We start from the raw sequence: 17,802 nt of genomic DNA, 5'->3' as shown, positions 1-17,802 counted from the left end.
TTGATGTATGCGCTTACTTCTTGAACTCATCATAGTACATCTGAACTACGTTTGCAACACTTATTTTTATTAATTCCACAAATACATTGGAGTGACCAAAAATGAAAAAAGAGACCCCTTCGAAAGTATCGAAATGGTCCCTTTTTTTTCATGATGTTCACATTTATAAATACGCACTAAAGCAGAATTAACCAATAACCGTAACCAATTTATCCTTTTCTTGCACTTCACGATTTGTTGTAGCAACCACGTCCAAATAATCAGCCGTATTAGTTACAATAATCGGTGTTACGGTCTCATAACCCGCCTCAATAATGGCTTGCAGATCAAATTCAACGATCAGATCGCCAACACTCACACGATCTCCATCTTTCACATGGGCAGTGAAATGCTGACCTTTGAGCTGTACCGTATCCTGACCAATATGGATCAGAATCTCTACACCTTGATCATCTACAAGTCCAATCGCATGTTTGGTACGGTAAATCGTCTGTACCACACCATTAATCGGGGATACAACTCTCCCACTGGTTGGGCGAATAGCAATCCCTTTACCCATATGTTCACCAGCAAATGTAGCATCATTAATTTCTTGCAAAGGAACTACCTCACCCGTCATTGGGCTGGCAATTTCGTAACGATTGTTCGGATTAGGCTCAAGTGCTGCCTTCTCTTCTTTTACTGGCTCTGGAGCCTGTTTGGCAGCCTCTGGATTAGCAGGATCTTTGAATCCTACAAAATAAACGAGAACAAAACCTAGTACAAAAGCAATGATAGTGGCAATCATGGCCATCCAGAATTCATAGTTGATCCCCTCTGTGGGACTAATCAGCGCTGGAACACCAAAGATTCCTGAAGCAAATACAAACATTTTGGAACCTGCAAAGCCAATAATACCACCAGCGGTTGCAGAAGCAATACAACTCATAATAAATGGTTTTTTCAGTGGCAAAGTAAGACCATAAATAGCAGGCTCAGTTACACCGAAAATCCCGGACACAAAGGCAGGAACACCCAGTGATTTGAGTTTGGTATTTTTCGTTTTAAGCATAACCCCAAGAACGGCACCAATCTGAGCAAAAGAAGCAGCAAACATCATCGCCAGAATCGGATCTGCTTTCAGAGTGGACAGATTGAGCAACATGATTGGTACGATACCCCAGTGTAACCCGAAGATAACCAATACTTGCCACAATCCACCAACAACAATACCAGTCACCAACGGACTCAAGTCATAGATGCCCGATACCCCGGCACCAATCAGCTGACTTGCCCATGTTGCGATTGGACCAATCAAGAGGAATGTTACAGGTACAACAATCAGAATGGTAAAAAATGGCGTGAGGAACGTTCTCACAACAGAAGGAATGATCTTTTTGAAGAATGCTTCTACCTTTGCTCCAAAATAAGCAGCAATAATAATCGGGATTACGGATGAGGAATAACTCATCAAGATCACGGGAATACCCAGGAACGTGATGTGAATCGGAGATTCAAACAATGTGCCTGTAAATAACGTATATAGCGGCTCTCCACCGCTAAGACCGGATAAGGTCGGATATACAAGTGATGCTCCGATGGCCATCCCGAGGAATGGAGATCCACCGAATTTTTTCATAGCTGTGTAACCCAGGAAGATTGGGAAGAAGTAGAACAGACAGTCTCCTGCAGCATTCAACAATTGATATGTTCCTGAAGCCGGGTCCAGCCATTCGAGAGAAGTAAACATGGACAGGAAACCTTTGATCATCCCTGTTGCAGCAAGCAAGCCGAGAATTGGTGTAAATACACCCGAGATCAAGTCGATAAACTGACCCAAGAGACTCTCTTTTTTACCGGAAGATTCTGACTCATCAGTTGAGACCGGTTCATCCGCATTCATATTACCCACATGTAACAAGGCTTTATACACATCAGACACTTCGTTACCCACAACTACCTGGTATTGCCCCCCGCTTTGCATTACCGTTATGACTCCAGGTAGATTTTTGAGTTCGTCTGTTTTGGCATTATTGTCATTTTTTAATTTGAAACGAAGTCTGGTCGCACAGTGCACTACGCTGTTAATGTTCTGTTTACCACCAACGCCAGACAGAATGTCCTTGGCTAATTGCTCGTGTTTCATGAAGTCTTTTCTTCCTTTCTGGCTAGACACGGATTCAAAGCATATTGGAGAGAATAAAAAAACCTGAACATCTGAATGTATGGAACATCCGGTTAACGGTATGTTCTGTCATTCAAGCGTTCAGGTTTTGCCCTAGTGGTTGCAACCCTGCAAGCTGATCTATGGGATTATTCAGTAGTTGCATTCACAACTCTCTCAATATGGATCGTTAAGTACATCAATTCTTCGTCAGTTAGTTGATACGTGTAGTTGCTTTCAATGAATTTCTTGATTTTCTCCGAGCACTTGTGCGCTGCCGGATACTTTTTCTGAATCATCAGGAACAGTTCATCATCGTTGTTGCTCTTGTAATGTTTTCCCTTCACCAAACGTTGAGCGAAAAACTTCAAATGCGTCACAAAGCGATAAAATGTCAGTGAGTTCTCATCAAAATCAATTTTGAAATGATACTTGATGATTGTCAAAATTTCTTGCATGACCTGCGTCATACTCTTGATGTTGGGCATTTCCTCATTCAACGCTGCATTGACAAAGTGAAGTGCCATAAATCCGGCTTCGTCCTCGGGCAAGATCACACCAAACTGATCACAGATCATATTGAGCGCTTCCATTCCGACTTCATATTCCTCTTTGTATAACTGCTTTGTCTCCCAGATCAACCCGTTGCGTATAGGCAGATTCTTACGATACCGCTCAATGGCAAAGTGAATATGGTCTGTGAGATGTAAGTAGATGCTCTCATTTAATTTCTTGCCAAGTTTTAGCTTGGCGTAAGCGATGATTTCCTCGGATACTTTCATGTATTCCAAAGGAATGCTTGAGATTAATGCCTTGAAGTTTTCCTGAATATCTTCATTCTGTAAAGTAAATATCTTGTCGATATGCTGCTCGGAAACCATATCACCCGCCCGCTTCTGATAAGCAATCCCCCGGCCAATGATAATAACTTCCTGTTGTTCGGCATTCATCGCAACTACAGCATTATTGTTCAGCACCTTCTCGATTTTCACTTTATCACTCCAATATACAGAAAAAGACAAACCAATCCCTTTTCTCAAGGTATACGGCTTTGCCTGATTCAACAGTTACAACCCGATATGTTGTACGCGCTTCCCTCATATTATTACAAATTTCTACACAGTGCAACATAAAGTTAATATCGTATTAGCATGACTCCCGATCTAGGTATATATACTCACAGGAGTGAGCAAATCAAGAATTATTTTACAGGGATTCACGGTTTATTGTTTTTGCTTTCTTTCTCCAGTTCCGCTTCAATTCTTCGATTAATCATGTCCATCTGTTCTGAATCCAAACGATCGACTTGCGTGTATTCTTTATCCATCTCATACTCCTGCGCCTCGCCTTTGTTCATTAGTCCCAGTTGATTCTTGATGTCTCGGATATCTTCACGCATATGCATCGTTTGGCGGTAATGATCTATCACAAGGGCGAAAACAATGCCCCCAGCCAAAATCGGACCGAATGGGATCAGATAACATAAAACAAGTCCTATGAGCAAAAATAAAACAAAGTACATGATGTAATGCCCCTCTCATATAACATATCTACCCTGCTAAGATAAACGTTTCATCAGGTTATAAATTAAATCGTTCCTGAATTAACTTTGCCACCTCATCCGGGCTCTTGTGTGTGTTATCAATCCGTATGTAGTGCTCATGCTTGATTTCTCCCGGTTCCGAGTTCAGTCGATATAGCTTCATCGTATCAAGTAAATCTCGCTCAGACCAAGCTATGTCACGTTTTGTTGGCTTGTGTAGCAGGCGATGCGGACTTTTATTGCGCTCTAGTCTTTCCGATGCATCGGCCTCCAATTCCACATAACAGACCTGACCCCCTTGGGATGTAAACAACTCACTGATCTTACGGATGTATTCACCATCTGACTCCGCGTCCAAAGCCCACACAAATGTGAAAATCAAACCCGGCAGGTCACTCTTCGCCACTTCCTCGAAAATCTCCTGACGGAACAGACTCACCAGTCTTTTGCCTTGTGGTGTACCATAGCTGAAGAAAGGAGACACCATTTCAATCGTCATGTGGTTATGAAACAATTTTAGCTTTGTTATCTTCTCCAGCTCTTGCCCCACCGTCATCTTGCCCACAGCCTGTGGGCCAAAAATAATCACTAATTTCATTTTCGATCACTCCTGACAAGGTAGCGTTCATTCCATTAATTCAATTTTATGGACATTAAACTCTATGATACCTCCTTTAGTGCAAATAAAAAAGAGGTTTCAAGTGAATCCCTCAATGCGTGAGGGCTTGAAATCTCTTATCTTAAATTACATATGTTTACTTATACTTACCGTCCGATCAGGACCCATCCCCACTTCATCCGGCGCAATCCCATTGCGCAGATCCATGAGATCAGGAGAGTAACAACATAAGATAGGATGATACCCACGCTGAAGTGTCGAGCCAGGTCATCTGTAAATTCACGTCTCCAGAAGAGCAGTACGAGGGGATGCATTAAAAACACACCAAACGCAACTGTACCCAAGGAATCCAGAACATGCGTAGCTTTACGAACTTCCGTATGTTTTCCTGCACCCAATCGTTCACTAAAGATCAGCAGGAGCAAGCAGGCTGACAACGTAAACAGATTTCGGAACAGGAACAGCACGGTATAGGTTACCACCGGATATGCAGCAAAAGCGGTTTTGATATAAGCATTACCATATATAAAAATGGCACCTCCGCTCAATAACGCAGCTATAAGTACATAACGGTGAGTATACAGTTTCTTTAATGCCCACTCAAAGTTCAGCCCAACCCATGCGCCAAATCCAATCACGATCAGATAACTGGGTAACAAACTTCCTGTCCGTTCGAAGTGAAACTGCAAATGTAGTGCATAAAAGATCGCTTGACCCGCAATAAAGAATAATGGCAAATAACGATTAAACAAACGATGGCGTGTAAGGGACAGAAGCCACGGAAAAACGATATAGAATTGAAGAATAATCAGAAAAAAGTACAAGTGCGTATGAGCGGTTCCCATCACTAATTGTTTGGCAAATTGAACACCATGGGTCAAAGGTTCTTTGCCCGCAAGCAACTGTTTAATGGCAAAATAGATAAGGGACCACACCACATAGGGTACAAATACATTGAATAAACGCTTTTTATAAAAAGCGAGCATCCACCCCTTCTCATTCACCTTGGAGCTGTAGTTGTAGAACAAAACCAGGGATGACAGGAACAGGAACGCTGGAACGGCAAATTGCAAAAACGTGTTCCAGAAATAATACACATCATGATCTAATGTATTCTTGGGGTAATGCGCAACTGCTGTTGAAGTCGCATGGATCGCTACCACTGCCATAATGGCAAAAGCACGATAGAGATCCAGATACTCAATTCGCCGGGGCCGATTAACCGGTTGATTCATAAAGATAACCTCACTTGTGCCTGATATGGGATGATAGTTTCCGGCCGCAATCCAGATTCTATGCTTCATTTTAATCAGCACACGAGGGTAATACAATCATAATCCATATTATTTTCGTTATATTACACCATTATTCTGCATTATTCGACATTTTCTATCCAGAATCGTTCAACAACGTTGCCATTGGATTCTACATAGTCTACATCCTTGATGCCACCATTTCGAAGGATAACCCTTCTGGATGGCTCATTAACCGCATCGCATACAACCAATACTTTGGAGATTCCTAGCTCTCTCGTTTTCTCCAAAGACAGCCTGAGAATTTCGAAACCATAGCCACTTTGCCGCTCTCCTGGACGAATGCCATATCCAACATGCCCTCCACTGTTGAACAATTTGTCGTTAAGCTCATGCCTTATATTGACGGCACCCACAATTTGTTGACTCTCCGTGACCAGCCAGTATGTACTGTCTTTGACCCAGCCTTCCGGGATGTCGATCCCTTGTTCATTGCGCTGCAAAAACGCCAACATCTCATCAAACGCAGAAGGATCTTTGGAAATGACCCACGGTACCATCAACTCTCCACTTCTGACCCAGTCTTCATAAAATGCCAAATATGCTTCCTTATATGCTCGTGATGGTTTAATTAATCTAACTTGTTCTTTCCCCATGATCATTACATCCTCCTAACAGATATTGATATTGCCACGTTCTCTCTTCCAGGACACGACGTTCTTGCTCTTCCATCAAACAGTCATAAAAGATAGCTTTCACTGCATACGTTGCGGCATGCACCGCATGGTCTTTCACATGGGCCGTTGCAGCTGCATGCCCCGCCGCACGAGATGCAGAAGAGGCAGCGACATTATCCAATTCTCGTGCAGCAGCATGAGCTGCAAAAGCCGCCTTTCGAGCATCAACCATGGCAATTTCTCCACGGATCCAACCTCTTCCTGCATCAATGGCATCACGGGCGCGGAGATCCTCCGTCTTTTTCTCAAATATATACAAAGCACGTGCCGCACACTCCGCAGCCCAATAGGCCAATGTATGGTGATCCTGTTTCTTAGCCAAATCCTCTATTTCACTACGTAAAGGCGCATCTTTGAATGCAGGTTTTGCCATGGTCATGCTCCTTTCATTGTTCAAAAACTACAAATTCACTCTCAGACAAGTTCGAAAAAGGACCTGCGTGTGTGCAGATCCTCTTCAACTGTACAGCTTACCACTTATTCTATCATTATACGGACTCTGTCAATGCAGACTGTTGAATATCTCGTTACTTTTTCGCATCCGTGACTTTGTACGTGAATCGGTAACTCCCAGATCCAAGGGTGACTTCAACATCGTCTCCAATGTTTTGAATATCCTGAACTCCACTCATCTGATCCAACTGATCCAACGGTTTCCCTTGCTCCAAAACGATCTGTGCACCTGCTCCAGGAAGACGAACAGTACCTCTCGTATTGGCGGGAATGTGCACCCGAGCCTCCATTTCACCCTCCGCCAGCCGGTGCCAGCTTGAAGCAACTTGACCATACATCGTCTCCAGACTCGCTTCCACCCAATCCAGTCCAGGTCCGGGTTGCGGCTCGATATGCACCATTCGGAATCCTGGCTGATGTTCATCGGACCGGATGCCAGCAACATAACGATACAACCATTCTCCAATCGCACCGTACGCATAGTGGTTAAATGAGTTCATATCAGCACTCCAGAGACTCCCATCCTCTTTGATCCCATCCCAATGTTCCCAGACAGTCGTTGCGCCCTGAGTCACCTGATATAACCAGGACGGATAATCCTCTTGAAAAAGTAATGTATAAGCCAGGTCGTGAAGACCTGCATCACTCAATACCGGATTCAGATAAGGTGTGCCCACGAAACCTGTGGTAAGATGATTGCCCGCCTCTTTCACGAGTTTTGCCAATTGTTCGCCAGCACGAGTTCGGGCAGTGGCGTCCAACAGATCAAATTGGAGGGCAAGAACATGTGCTGTTTGCGTGGGAACAGCAATTTTGCCGGCTGGAGTGACGAATTCGTTATTAAACGCAAGAACAATGTTTGTATGCAACTTTTTGTAATATTCAGCATCATCTGTCTTTCCAAGTACCTCAGCCGCTTTTTGAGTTAACGAAACCGAATAGGCATAGAATGCAGTTGCCACATAGTCCTTGTCCGTTGCGCCAACATAACTATCGGGCTTGGAATCTAGTCCCAGCCAATCGCCAAAGTGGAATCCCGTGTTCCACAGATATGGGTTATCGCCCTGCCCGTGAATGTACTCAATCCACCGCTTCATACTCTCATATTGCTCAGCCAGTATTCTGGCATCTCCATACATCTCATAGATGGTCCATGGACAGATGACTGCTGCATCCCCCCAAGCGGCGGAGGAATGACTGGTGTCACCCCATCCTTCTGAAGTGGAACTTCTCAGATCCGGAACGAAGAATGGAATACCTCCATCTTCTCCCTGATCCGCTGCCAGATCCCGCAACCATTTTGTGAAGAAGGGTGCCGTATTCATCAGGTAGGAAGACGTGCGGACAAACATCTGTGCATCGCCAGTCCATCCGAGTCGTTCATCCCTCTGTGGACAGTCTGTCGGCACATCAAGGAAGTTCCCTTTTTGCCCCCACAATATATTGTGATGCAGTTGGTTCACCAGTGGACTGGAGCATGAGAACTGACCTGTTTGCTCCATATTCGAGTGCAGCACTATTCCGGTGAATTCATCCAGACTAACGTGTTCCGGGAAGCCAACCAGTTTAACATAACGGAACCCTTGGAACGTAAAATGCGGCTCAAATGTTTCCACTTCATCCCCCTTGCAAGTGTAGCGAATACACTGCTTGGCGGCGCGAAGATTTTCGGTGTAGAAGTTGCCTTCATGATCCAATATCTCAGCATGATGCAGCTCAACCGTCTGACCAACCTCACCTTGAATGCTAAATCTAACCCATCCCACCATATTCTGTCCCATGTCTATTACACGATCTCCCAGTGGGGTTGTTAACAAAGCGATTGGCTGTAGCTGTTCTACTTGGGTGACGGGTACGTTCTCCTGCGCAACGATGATATCTTTGGGATGATCCAGTACGTTCACAGGTGCCCAATTCGTCTGAGATGAATCCGACCAATCAGACTCCATTCGTGCATCATACGTCTCTCCCATATAGATGTCCGACATACGAATGGCACTTGAAGCAGCCGTCCACTCCCCATTGGAGAGAATACATTCCTCTGATCCATCTGCGTATTTCATATGCAGTTCCAGCAGCAATGCGGACGTTGAACCAAATATCTCCCGTTCTTTGTTCCAGCCAAGATATCCTCGGTACCAGCCATCACCCAGATTAGCACCTAATGTATTCTGTCCATCCTGAAGCAGGTGGGTAACATCATAAGTTTGATATTGTAATCGCTTACGATAAGAGGTCCAGCCAGGTGTAAAATAATCTTCTCCTACTCTTGTGTTGTTCATATGCAACTCGTATAATCCAAGTGCTGTTACGTATATTCTGGCAGACGTAACAGGTTGTTTTACATTAAACTGCTTGCGCATACGCGGGCATGACGTATCTCCATCATCTGATGGTTGAGCTGTGATCCATTCTGCTTGCCACTTGTTATGACGATCCATAAGTCCCATCTCGAAATAAGCCGTTTCGGACCATCCCGAATCATTTCCTGCATCATCCCATGCCCGAATCCGGTAATAGTATCGCGTTCGCGGAGAAGGCTGAAACGGGTTTAATTCCACATGTATGGATTGATCCGTAGTTATCTCGCTAGAATCCCATGCAATTCCATCAAAATCTTCCGTCAATGACAGCTGAATCTGGTATGCGGATTGCATGCAGTTCCGACGATCGGATTGCAGCTGCCAGCTTAAACGCGGTGATTTGACATCAAGGCCTATCGGATTGTTCCTATACTCACAACGAAGGTGACTAACGTTGAACATCAGTAGATCATCCTTTCCATCTTGGCTTCCCATTCGGGGTTACGATATAATTATATCGATCCTGCTGTCGTAAATACCCGGTAATCCGGACTATTTCATCCGGTAATTCAGCCATCTGTGCGAGGAGGTTGCATTGTGAATTCATCTGTACAACTCATGAAAAGCGAATACTTTCTACATAATCATCTGCAACTTTTTGTCAATCGTTGCTCTGAAGATTTTGTGCTTCCTTTTCACGCACATGAATTTATTGAGTATAGCTATGTTGCCGAAGGAAAGGGCTTTCATCATATCGGTGAAGATATCATTCCCGTGACAAAAGGCATGCTGTTTGTCATTCCTGTTGGTGTTCCTCATGTCTTTCGTCCTGTAAGCACAAACGTAACCGAGCATCCATTAATTATATATAATTGTCTGTTTAATGCTGATTTGATCAACACGCTGACAGCCATCATTCAGGAAAAAGAAATCATTCAACATCTGATGAATCTGGGACAAAATCAAGTTCCTTATATATCCGTTGTGGATCACAACGACCGGATTGAAGAACTAATGGTGAAGCTGTACCGTGAATCCTCCGTTCCGGGAATCGGTTCCTCTACCATGTTATACACCCTGGTGAGCCAGCTGGTATTGATGACCTACAGACAACTTTATCAAAAGGAACATGATGTAGAGAATTATTCCACCGGTTTTGATTACATTCTTCATTATCTCAAACAACACGTAAGCAATCGTATTCGGATGTCTGATCTGGTCCGTGTATCGGGCTGGAGCGAGAAGCAAATTGGACGAATGTTTCTTCGGCATACCGGACAGACCTTTAGCGGCCACCTGCAACATCTGCGCATACAAAAAAGCTGCGAAATTCTAAAGAATTCACAGCACAAAGTCAGCCTGATTGCAGAGCTGGTCGGATATCGGGATATGGATTCATTCTATGCCGCATTCAAAAAAATAACAGGCGAAACACCTCTCGCCTATCGCAAAAAATCCAGAGCATTGCACTCTGGACAATAAGGTTAACTAACTTTCAGACATTAACAACCTGTAACACTTCATCTATGTATGCCTTGGCTTCTTTCCATGAAGACATCAACGGAAAGTTGTATCGCTCACGCTCCTGTATATTCCACGGATGCGGGATACAGATAACCTTTTTGCCGTCCTCATGCGCGGGAATCAGGTTATGTGCTCCATCATCAATGAGCAGATCGAAACCGAGCAAGTTTTTTCTTTTGCATGTAATAAACTGTTCAGCGGTTATAAAAGGCATGTGCTGCTGAAGCCAGTTCCACTTCTCAACGACTGTTTTTGGTTCTGCTGCCGTCACGACAATGACATCATAAGCATCGTTCAGCTTTCGCATCTCATCTACAACATACTCGTCATATAATTCCAATTCCTCGAACAGACCCGGCCGACCATAAAATACATCGTGCGTGCTCTCTGGATGACGCAAATGAGATGTATCCCAATGAATCATATCCTCATACCGCAACGGATGGGTCGGGAAGTTGAGGTTGTTGTGATATATGGCCCGCTTGACCAGATGACATATCGTGTCATCCATATCTACAGCAATAATAGGCTTCTTCATGGTTATCCCTCCCCCAATACGATCACAGTATACCATCCAGTATGTTATGAAGTCATCCTTTTTACTTTGAAGTGCCATTAGCGCTGATGAGAATCCTGCGAGATGATAATAAAAAGGCACCCCGATGACGTAACACTAGCTACGCCTGGGGTGCCTCTTTTGATTAATTTATTCCAAGTTTTCACCATTAGAGGCGATGACTTTTTGGTACCAACCAAAGCTCTTTTTCTTATATCGATTCAATGTGCCTTGTCCGTTGTCGTCCTGATCCACGTAAATCACGCCATAACGCTTGGACATTTCCGAAGTGGATGCACTGATAATATCAATCGCTCCCCAGTTGGTATATCCCATCAGGTCCACACCATCCATAACGGCTTCTTTCATTTGGGTAATATGTTTTCTCAGATAATCAATACGGTAATCATCGTTGATGGAACCGTCTGCTTCAACCGTATCTTTCGCTCCAAGTCCATTCTCTACCACAAACAATGGCAATTGGTAACGATCATACAGTTCTTTCAATGCAACGCGCAAACCAATCGGATCAAGCTGCCAGCCCCACTCCGTACGCTCGAGATTCGGGTTCTTAATCGTGCTGTACAGGTTACCACCCGTCACTCCATATTCCTCTGGATTTACTGCGGACACCAAGGATGTGTAATAACTGAACGAGATGAAATCAACCGTGTGCTCACGCAGGATCTGCTCATCCCCTGGTTCCATGGCAATCGTAATCCCGTTCTCTGCCCAATACCGAGCCATGAACGTTGGATAACTACCACGAACTTGTACATCCGTATGCAGCAGGTTCAGCTGGTTATCGATCTGTGCTTGCAGCACATCCTCTGGCTTCGATGTCGCCGGGTAGTGAATCATGCGTGCAAGCATACATCCGATCTGGAAGTTCGGGTTAATCTGACGTGCTTTTTCTGTTACCAGGCTGCTGGCTACAAATTGATGGTGAAGTGCCTGATAGGAAGCCTGCATCGTATTCTCCACCCGGTCTTCAATAATACCTCCGCCTGTGAACGGTTCAATAATGGTCGTGTTAATCTCATTAAACGTCAACCAGTATTTTACTTTGTCTTTGTACCGGGTCATTACGGTTTCCGCATATCTCACAAAATGTCCAATCACTTCACGGCCAGCCCAGCCGTTATATTTCAGTACAAGTGCCATAGGCATCTCATAATGCGAAAGTGTTATCAGTGGTTCGATATCGTATTTCCGGAGTTCATCGAACACTTCGTCATAGAAGCGCAGTCCCTCTTCATTTGGCTCGGCATCATAACCATTCGGGAAAATACGCGGCCAGTTGATGGACAGACGGAATGTCTTGAAGCCCAGCTCGGCAAACAGCGCAATATCCTCTTTGAAACGGTGGTAAAAATCAATCCCGTAACGCTTCGGATAACCTTCCGCGCTATGATGTGCCATTGCTTTCTCAACCGTTGCACTGGTAACATGCATCAGTTCTCTAAGGTTGGTGTAGTCCTTTTTCTCAAAATAAGGAACCATGTCGGCCGTCGACCATCCTTTGCCGCCAGCATCGAATCCACCTTCAGCCTGATTGGCGGCAATAGCGCCGCCCCACAGAAAACCTTCCGGAAACCCTTGTCGATTCATCATCCGTATCTCTCCTTCTTTTTTTGAATTTGTCTATTAGTCCTAAGATGGTTTAGATTTCAGCTTTCAAGACGTCTTCACCCATCGTGATTTCGCCCAATTTCACAGGTAGAACCTGCTTGTAATCTGCCGTATTGGTAACAACCATAGCGGTTGTAATATCGTATTCTTTGGCAATCTCGGCCAGTTCAAATGTGAGTAACTTGTCTCCAGCTTGTACACGTGCTCCTGTAGCAACATGTGCATCGAAGTACTGTCCACGCAGCTTCACCGTGTTAATTCCAACATGAATCAACAATTCCATTCCGTTATCACTACGGACAACGATCGCATGTTTTGTTTTGAACACATTCATGATGGTACCTGTCACTGGAGATACCAATTCGCCCACCGTTGGAACAAATGCCACACCTTTACCCATCAATTCATCACCGAATGTTGGATCGTTGACTTCTTTGAGTGGGATGGATTTACCTGTCATCGGTGCAACAGCTACTGCATCACTCGTTGGTGTTGGATCGCCCATGTCTTCCATGTTCACGGTTGCGGCGTCATTGGAAGTTACTTTCGCTGGTGCAGAAGAAGCACCTGGTGAGAATTGAGCTAACGCCTCTGCGTCTCCTTCTTCTTCCTTAATACCAAATATCGTAGACATGATTGCACCCACGATAAAGGCCAAAATCATCCCCCCAAAGGAATACCAGAATGTCTGTCCGATCAGGGAAGGAAGTCCTGGGAGACCACCGTTACCCGCAAGTACATACGCTTTCGCGCCAAAAGCAAGGGCGAATCCGCCACCCACTGCACTACCAATCATGGCTGCGGCAAATGGTTTTTTGTATTTCATGTTAACCCCGTACATAGCCGGCTCCGTTACACCCATGAGTGCTGTGAAGCTCGTTGATAATGCCACGGTTTTGAGTTTTTTATCTTTTGCCCGGAAGAATACGCCGAGTGTCGCACCAGCCTGACCCATATTGGAGATAAAGGTCAGTGGCAAGAATTTATCAAAGCCCAGTGTAGCGATATTACTCAGGATGATCGGCACAAGTGCATAGTGCATTCCTGTCATAATAATGAGCGCCATCGCACCGCCAAGAACAATACCTGCAATCAATCCGCCTTCATTCAACAGCCAGTTGATGCCGCCAGACAATCCGCTACCTACAAATGTACCCAATGGACCGATCGCAATCAGCGTTACCGGAACCATAACAAGTAAGGTAATCAGCGGCACAAGCAATAGCTTGAGTGCAGCAGGGATAACGCGGTCAACCCATTTCTCAACATAAGACATCAACCATACTGCAAGAAGAATCGGAATAACGGATGAAGCATAACTTACTGCTGTAACCGGAATTCCCAAAAATCCAACCGATTCACCGCTAGATAACAATGCTGTCATGTCTGGATACATGAGTGCTGTACCTAGTGCAATCGCAACAAACGGGTTACTGCCAAATTTACGAGCAGCGCTGACTGCTATCAGTAAAGGCAGGTAATGGAATACGCCGTCACCGATGGCTGAAAGAATACGATACGTATCCGTTCCGGCGGACATCCAACCTACGGACACGAATAGTGCAAGTAATCCTTTGAGCATACCTGCCGCAGTAATCGCTGGAAGCATTGGGGCAAAGACACCTGCGATTGTTTCAAAAATTTTCAGTACTACATTTTGTTTTTTATCCGACTTTGGCTCTTTATTTTCTGTACTTTGCTGGATTGCCGGATTTTCCTCCACCATGGCATCGAATACTTTTGCCACATCATTACCGATAATGACTTGGAATTGATCGCCGGAAATATTCGTGCCCATGACCTTATCCAGTTTCTTGAGTGAGCCGTTGTCAACTTTCTCGTTGTCTTTTAGATCAAAGCGCAAACGTGTGACGCAGTGATAAACTGAGTTAATATTGTTTGTTCCCCCAACGGCTTTAATAATTTCCTGCGCCGTTTCCTGATGTTTCATGATGTTTTCCTCCTCATTTTTCCAATAAAAAATACCCGAACGAATATAGCGCAAAATGTGGCGCCATCTCATTCGGGTATTGCCTGATTGAACAGTAACAAGCCCATAGGGTATACAGTTGTAATTTCATTCTATTGCGTGGACTTTAAGCATCCCGCTTGGTTTTCATCAGACGTTCCAGATGGAGCGTTAGATATAACTGCTCAGAGTGAGTCATGTCATACTGATAATTCTTATGGATAAAAGTCTCGATCTTGCCAATACATTTGAATGTCTCCGGATAGTTTTTCCGAACCACTTCATACAAATACTCCTCGGCATCATCATGTGAAGAATGCGTAATGACACGCTGACAGAAATATTTCAAATGGGTGATGAAGCGGAAATAATTAACGCTATCTTCATCCAATTCGATATTGAAGTGATATTTGATGATATTCATAATCTCCTGCAGCAGCTGCATTAGATGGGTGACATCGTTCATGGAATCATTGACTTCCGCATTGATGAAATGTAAGGCAATATTACAGATTTCATCTTTGGGAAACTCAATATCCAATCTTTCCTTCAGCAAGGTCAGTGCTTCTCTGGCCACATCATACTCCGCCTTATAGAAGTGCTGAACTTCCCAAGAAAGTGGATTACGAGTAATCATTCCTTTTTCCAAGCGCTGAACAGCAAAGTGAATGTGATCAGACAGCGAGACGTAGATCCCGTCACTGATGGTTTTGTTCAATTGCGTTCGTGCCAGTGTCACAATATCATCTGTTGCCTGCAGAATCTCAATCGGCACTTCAGCTACGATGGATTTGAATTTCTCATAAATCGATGCATCCTGAAGACGAAATACCTTCTCAATCCGCTCTTCATCAATCTCATCGCCTGCTTTGAACTTAAATCCGATACCCCGGCCGAGGATCAGCAGTTCCTGATTTTTGTCATCCACGGTACTGACAATATTGTTATTAAATATCTGTTTAATAATCATTATGGACCCACCTGGTTTTTTTTGAGGAATAAAAAAGGGCAAAACCAAAACAGAAATAATAAAATCATTTCCATAGTGGTTTTGCCCGCATTACCGGTAACAAGCCTCGGATATAATTTATCATAACCTGAAAACGGTGTCAACCCAAAAATACTACTATTGCTATTACACTTCATTCCCTTACATGAGTCTTCTCCCTAAGCTTCCACGTTTAAGGGTGCATATGCTTTAGTATTCACATTTTGGAGCAGATTCAAACGAAATATTCCCAACGACTCATCGCTTGAATTGAATGAGATTATAACTAAAGTAAATGTTTTGAAGGATTTTTCACCTTAAATAGAGAAATGATTTAATTGAAGGAAGTAATTTTAGATAAAGGGGATTTATTCGTGAGGGACAAAGTAAAAGGATTACTCATTGGTATCACAATTGGATCAATGCTTACAGGAGTTACAGCTTATGCAGCATCAGGAACGCCCATAAAAGCTTTACTACAGAAAGTAAATATTTATGTAGATGGAACAAAGAAGTCGACAGCTAATGCAATAACTTATAACAATACTACATATGTACCAGTTAGAAGCATAAGTACTGCACTTGGTGAGAACGTAGCTTTAAAGTCTAACAATCTGTACATTGGCAAACAACCATTAGTTAAACTAACAGGGAATCAAGCGTTTGAACTGTTATATAAAAAAATTAAGAAAGAAATCGAAATGTATAGCCTAACTGTTGGAGAGGAATCCAAAGACGGAGATTTTTATGTAATGCGTTCATTCTCAGACAGAGAAACGTATGAAGTGACTTATGGCCTTTACTACATCCACATGTACACAGGGGAAGTCTACGAATGGAACTTCAAATCCAAGAAAATGGTTAAACTATAGTTATTAAAAGGCCCTTCTCTCGAAGGGCCTTCATCATTACTGGAACGTCACATTAATCTGCACAATCTCCGAACGACTGCTTGTACGAATTGGAGGTCCCCAGAATCCAAATCCGGAGGTTACGATGGAATGCATGGAACCCTTTTGCAGATAGCCCCAATCATTCTCGTAAATAGCCTGTGTGATGAACTGAGCAGGTGCAATCTGACCGCGGTGAGTATGACCGGATACCACCAAATCTACATTGTTCTGTTCCGCAATATCCAGATCATATGGCTGGTGATCCATCATAAGTACCGGTTGGCTCAAGTCCGTATTTTGCATTAAAGTAGCCACTTCTGCACGATCCTTCTCTGTCCGGTCTTTCCGTCCAATGAGAGTGATCTTGTCATCCAGGACAATCTTGTCATCGTACAGAACTTGCATGTTGCTCTTCTCCAGCGCAGCGATCAGATCTTCAATCGGACCATCAAACTTGTCGTGATTCCCGAGAGAAGCATAAACACCGTATGGGGCCTGAATTTCACTGATAATGTCGGCAATTCCGCTATTAAGGTACATATCCAGATTGTCATCAATAATATCTCCAGGATACAGTACCAGATCCGGCTTCAAAGCATTAATCTCCTCCACCATGCGTTTGGCATGTGCGGGACCAGATAGAAGTCCAAAGTGCATATCGGCAGCCATAACAATGTTGAGCTTGTCCACACCTTCTACTTTTTTATCAATCTGGATATTATATGTTCTCACTACCGGGCTGTAAGCATTGAAAATCCCATAACCCATTGTGGACACTAACAGCACCAGCGTAACGACACCCGCCCATTTCTGTGTGTGATGTCTAGGAATACGGGTTAACTTTAACAACCACATCGTCAGGTGGACGACGGGCAGGATCAACAATAACAACGAGAAAATCGCCAGCCAGTAAGAACCGATGATTCCGAGGAACGAAATGCTTCCAAATACCCGTGCCAAAATGAAGGAAACGGCAAGGAATACAAGCGCTATAATATAAAACCATCGAAATCTGGCGGACACGATAGGCTTCATCCAACTCCAACCGCTCCAGCCTATGTAGAACACTAATAAACCGTATATCACTAAAAACAATATACCCACTAATACAAACATGCCCGGTCTAACCTCCACGTCAATAAGTTGTATGCTTAATTTTTATCACGGATGTAATTCCGTCTGAACAAGT

The 17,802-nt window shown here is 43.9% G+C and carries 15 protein-coding genes; 2 read left to right on the top strand and 13 right to left on the bottom strand.

The window, feature by feature from the left end; translation table 11 throughout:
* Positions 1–187: 187 nt before the first annotated feature.
* The 8 genes from IFU39_RS01880 to IFU39_RS01845 form a co-directional block, all read right to left on the bottom strand.
* On the bottom strand, positions 188–2,125 hold the full coding sequence (locus tag IFU39_RS01880) for a beta-glucoside-specific PTS transporter subunit IIABC (protein WP_105599270.1): 1,938 nt from the start codon (positions 2,123–2,125) through the stop codon (positions 188–190).
* 167 nt (positions 2,126–2,292) lie between these two features.
* Positions 2,293–3,135, bottom strand: coding sequence for a BglG family transcription antiterminator LicT (gene licT / locus IFU39_RS01875; protein ID WP_105599271.1), 843 nt, complete (start codon positions 3,133–3,135; stop codon positions 2,293–2,295).
* A gap of 224 nt (positions 3,136–3,359) precedes the next feature.
* Positions 3,360–3,665: a hypothetical protein gene (locus tag IFU39_RS01870; RefSeq protein WP_105599272.1), complete on the bottom strand. Its 306-nt coding sequence runs from the start codon at positions 3,663–3,665 to the stop codon at positions 3,360–3,362.
* Between the two features lie 58 nt (positions 3,666–3,723).
* Positions 3,724–4,284 (bottom strand): AAA family ATPase, encoded by a 561-nt coding sequence (locus IFU39_RS01865; RefSeq protein WP_105599273.1) that lies wholly within the window; start codon positions 4,282–4,284, stop codon positions 3,724–3,726.
* Between the two features lie 167 nt (positions 4,285–4,451).
* Positions 4,452–5,609 (bottom strand): acyltransferase, encoded by a 1,158-nt coding sequence (locus tag IFU39_RS01860; RefSeq protein WP_146117073.1) that lies wholly within the window; start codon positions 5,607–5,609, stop codon positions 4,452–4,454.
* A 71-nt stretch (positions 5,610–5,680) separates the two neighbouring features.
* A complete protein-coding gene (locus IFU39_RS01855; protein ID WP_105599275.1) occupies positions 5,681–6,220 on the bottom strand; it encodes a GNAT family N-acetyltransferase in 540 nt (179 codons plus the stop codon).
* Positions 6,195–6,668 carry a putative immunity protein gene (locus IFU39_RS01850; RefSeq protein ID WP_091020589.1) on the bottom strand — a complete coding sequence of 158 codons (474 nt, stop codon included), beginning with the start codon at positions 6,666–6,668 and terminating at the stop codon, positions 6,195–6,197. The genes IFU39_RS01855 and IFU39_RS01850 overlap by 26 nt, the downstream gene beginning before the upstream one ends.
* A 154-nt stretch (positions 6,669–6,822) precedes the next feature.
* Positions 6,823–9,513, bottom strand: coding sequence for an alpha-L-rhamnosidase (locus IFU39_RS01845; protein ID WP_105599276.1), 2,691 nt, complete (start codon positions 9,511–9,513; stop codon positions 6,823–6,825).
* Positions 9,514–9,648: 135 nt separating this feature from the next.
* Here IFU39_RS01845 and IFU39_RS01840 point away from each other — a divergent pair, with 135 nt between their 5' ends.
* Positions 9,649–10,533: an AraC family transcriptional regulator gene (locus IFU39_RS01840; RefSeq protein WP_105599277.1), complete on the top strand. Its 885-nt coding sequence runs from the start codon at positions 9,649–9,651 to the stop codon at positions 10,531–10,533.
* A 13-nt stretch (positions 10,534–10,546) separates the two neighbouring features.
* Here the strand turns inward: IFU39_RS01840 and IFU39_RS01835 are convergent, their stop codons facing one another.
* The 4 genes from IFU39_RS01835 to licT (IFU39_RS01820) form a co-directional block, all read right to left on the bottom strand.
* Positions 10,547–11,113: a 5' nucleotidase, NT5C type gene (locus IFU39_RS01835; RefSeq protein WP_105599278.1), complete on the bottom strand. Its 567-nt coding sequence runs from the start codon at positions 11,111–11,113 to the stop codon at positions 10,547–10,549.
* Between the two features lie 168 nt (positions 11,114–11,281).
* Positions 11,282–12,745 (bottom strand): glycoside hydrolase family 1 protein, encoded by a 1,464-nt coding sequence (locus IFU39_RS01830; protein WP_105599279.1) that lies wholly within the window; start codon positions 12,743–12,745, stop codon positions 11,282–11,284.
* A 49-nt stretch (positions 12,746–12,794) separates the two neighbouring features.
* Entirely contained in the window at positions 12,795–14,714 is a 1,920-nt protein-coding gene (locus tag IFU39_RS01825) for a beta-glucoside-specific PTS transporter subunit IIABC (protein ID WP_105599280.1), read from the bottom strand.
* A 145-nt stretch (positions 14,715–14,859) separates the two neighbouring features.
* Positions 14,860–15,702: a BglG family transcription antiterminator LicT gene (gene licT / locus IFU39_RS01820; protein ID WP_105599281.1), complete on the bottom strand. Its 843-nt coding sequence runs from the start codon at positions 15,700–15,702 to the stop codon at positions 14,860–14,862.
* Positions 15,703–16,058: 356 nt separating this feature from the next.
* Here licT (IFU39_RS01820) and IFU39_RS01815 point away from each other — a divergent pair, with 356 nt between their 5' ends.
* Positions 16,059–16,592, top strand: a complete 534-nt coding sequence (locus tag IFU39_RS01815) for a stalk domain-containing protein (protein ID WP_105599282.1) — start codon at positions 16,059–16,061, stop codon at positions 16,590–16,592.
* A gap of 36 nt (positions 16,593–16,628) precedes the next feature.
* On the opposite strand, the gene IFU39_RS01810 is transcribed toward IFU39_RS01815, so the two are convergent.
* Positions 16,629–17,729 carry a metallophosphoesterase gene (locus IFU39_RS01810; RefSeq protein ID WP_105599283.1) on the bottom strand — a complete coding sequence of 367 codons (1,101 nt, stop codon included), beginning with the start codon at positions 17,727–17,729 and terminating at the stop codon, positions 16,629–16,631.
* Positions 17,730–17,802 lie beyond the last annotated feature (73 nt).

The sequence above is a fragment of the Paenibacillus sp. CFBP 13594 genome, assembly GCF_014842675.1.
In the GTDB taxonomy this organism is placed as follows: Bacteria; Bacillota; Bacilli; order Paenibacillales; family Paenibacillaceae; genus Paenibacillus; species Paenibacillus amylolyticus_B.
This window is presented reverse-complemented; position numbering and strand designations above follow the sequence as displayed.

Excerpts from the sequence above, each read along its gene's own strand:
- IFU39_RS01810 (WP_105599283.1), bottom strand. The coding sequence starts at position 17,729 with ATGTTTGTATTAGTGGGTATATTGTTTTTAGTGATATACGGTTTATTA.
- licT (WP_105599281.1), bottom strand. The coding sequence starts at position 15,702 with ATGATTATTAAACAGATATTTAATAACAATATTGTCAGTACCGTGGAT.
- IFU39_RS01845 (WP_105599276.1), bottom strand. The coding sequence starts at position 9,513 with ATGTTCAACGTTAGTCACCTTCGTTGTGAGTATAGGAACAATCCGATA.
- IFU39_RS01860 (WP_146117073.1), bottom strand. The coding sequence starts at position 5,609 with ATGAAGCATAGAATCTGGATTGCGGCCGGAAACTATCATCCCATATCA.
- IFU39_RS01865 (WP_105599273.1), bottom strand. The coding sequence starts at position 4,284 with ATGAAATTAGTGATTATTTTTGGCCCACAGGCTGTGGGCAAGATGACG.
- IFU39_RS01850 (WP_091020589.1), bottom strand. The coding sequence starts at position 6,668 with ATGGCAAAACCTGCATTCAAAGATGCGCCTTTACGTAGTGAAATAGAG.
- IFU39_RS01855 (WP_105599275.1), bottom strand. The coding sequence starts at position 6,220 with ATGATCATGGGGAAAGAACAAGTTAGATTAATTAAACCATCACGAGCA.
- IFU39_RS01880 (WP_105599270.1), bottom strand. The coding sequence starts at position 2,125 with ATGAAACACGAGCAATTAGCCAAGGACATTCTGTCTGGCGTTGGTGGT.
- IFU39_RS01830 (WP_105599279.1), bottom strand. The coding sequence starts at position 12,745 with ATGATGAATCGACAAGGGTTTCCGGAAGGTTTTCTGTGGGGCGGCGCT.
- IFU39_RS01825 (WP_105599280.1), bottom strand. The coding sequence starts at position 14,714 with ATGAAACATCAGGAAACGGCGCAGGAAATTATTAAAGCCGTTGGGGGA.
- IFU39_RS01870 (WP_105599272.1), bottom strand. The coding sequence starts at position 3,665 with ATGTACTTTGTTTTATTTTTGCTCATAGGACTTGTTTTATGTTATCTG.
- IFU39_RS01835 (WP_105599278.1), bottom strand. The coding sequence starts at position 11,113 with ATGAAGAAGCCTATTATTGCTGTAGATATGGATGACACGATATGTCAT.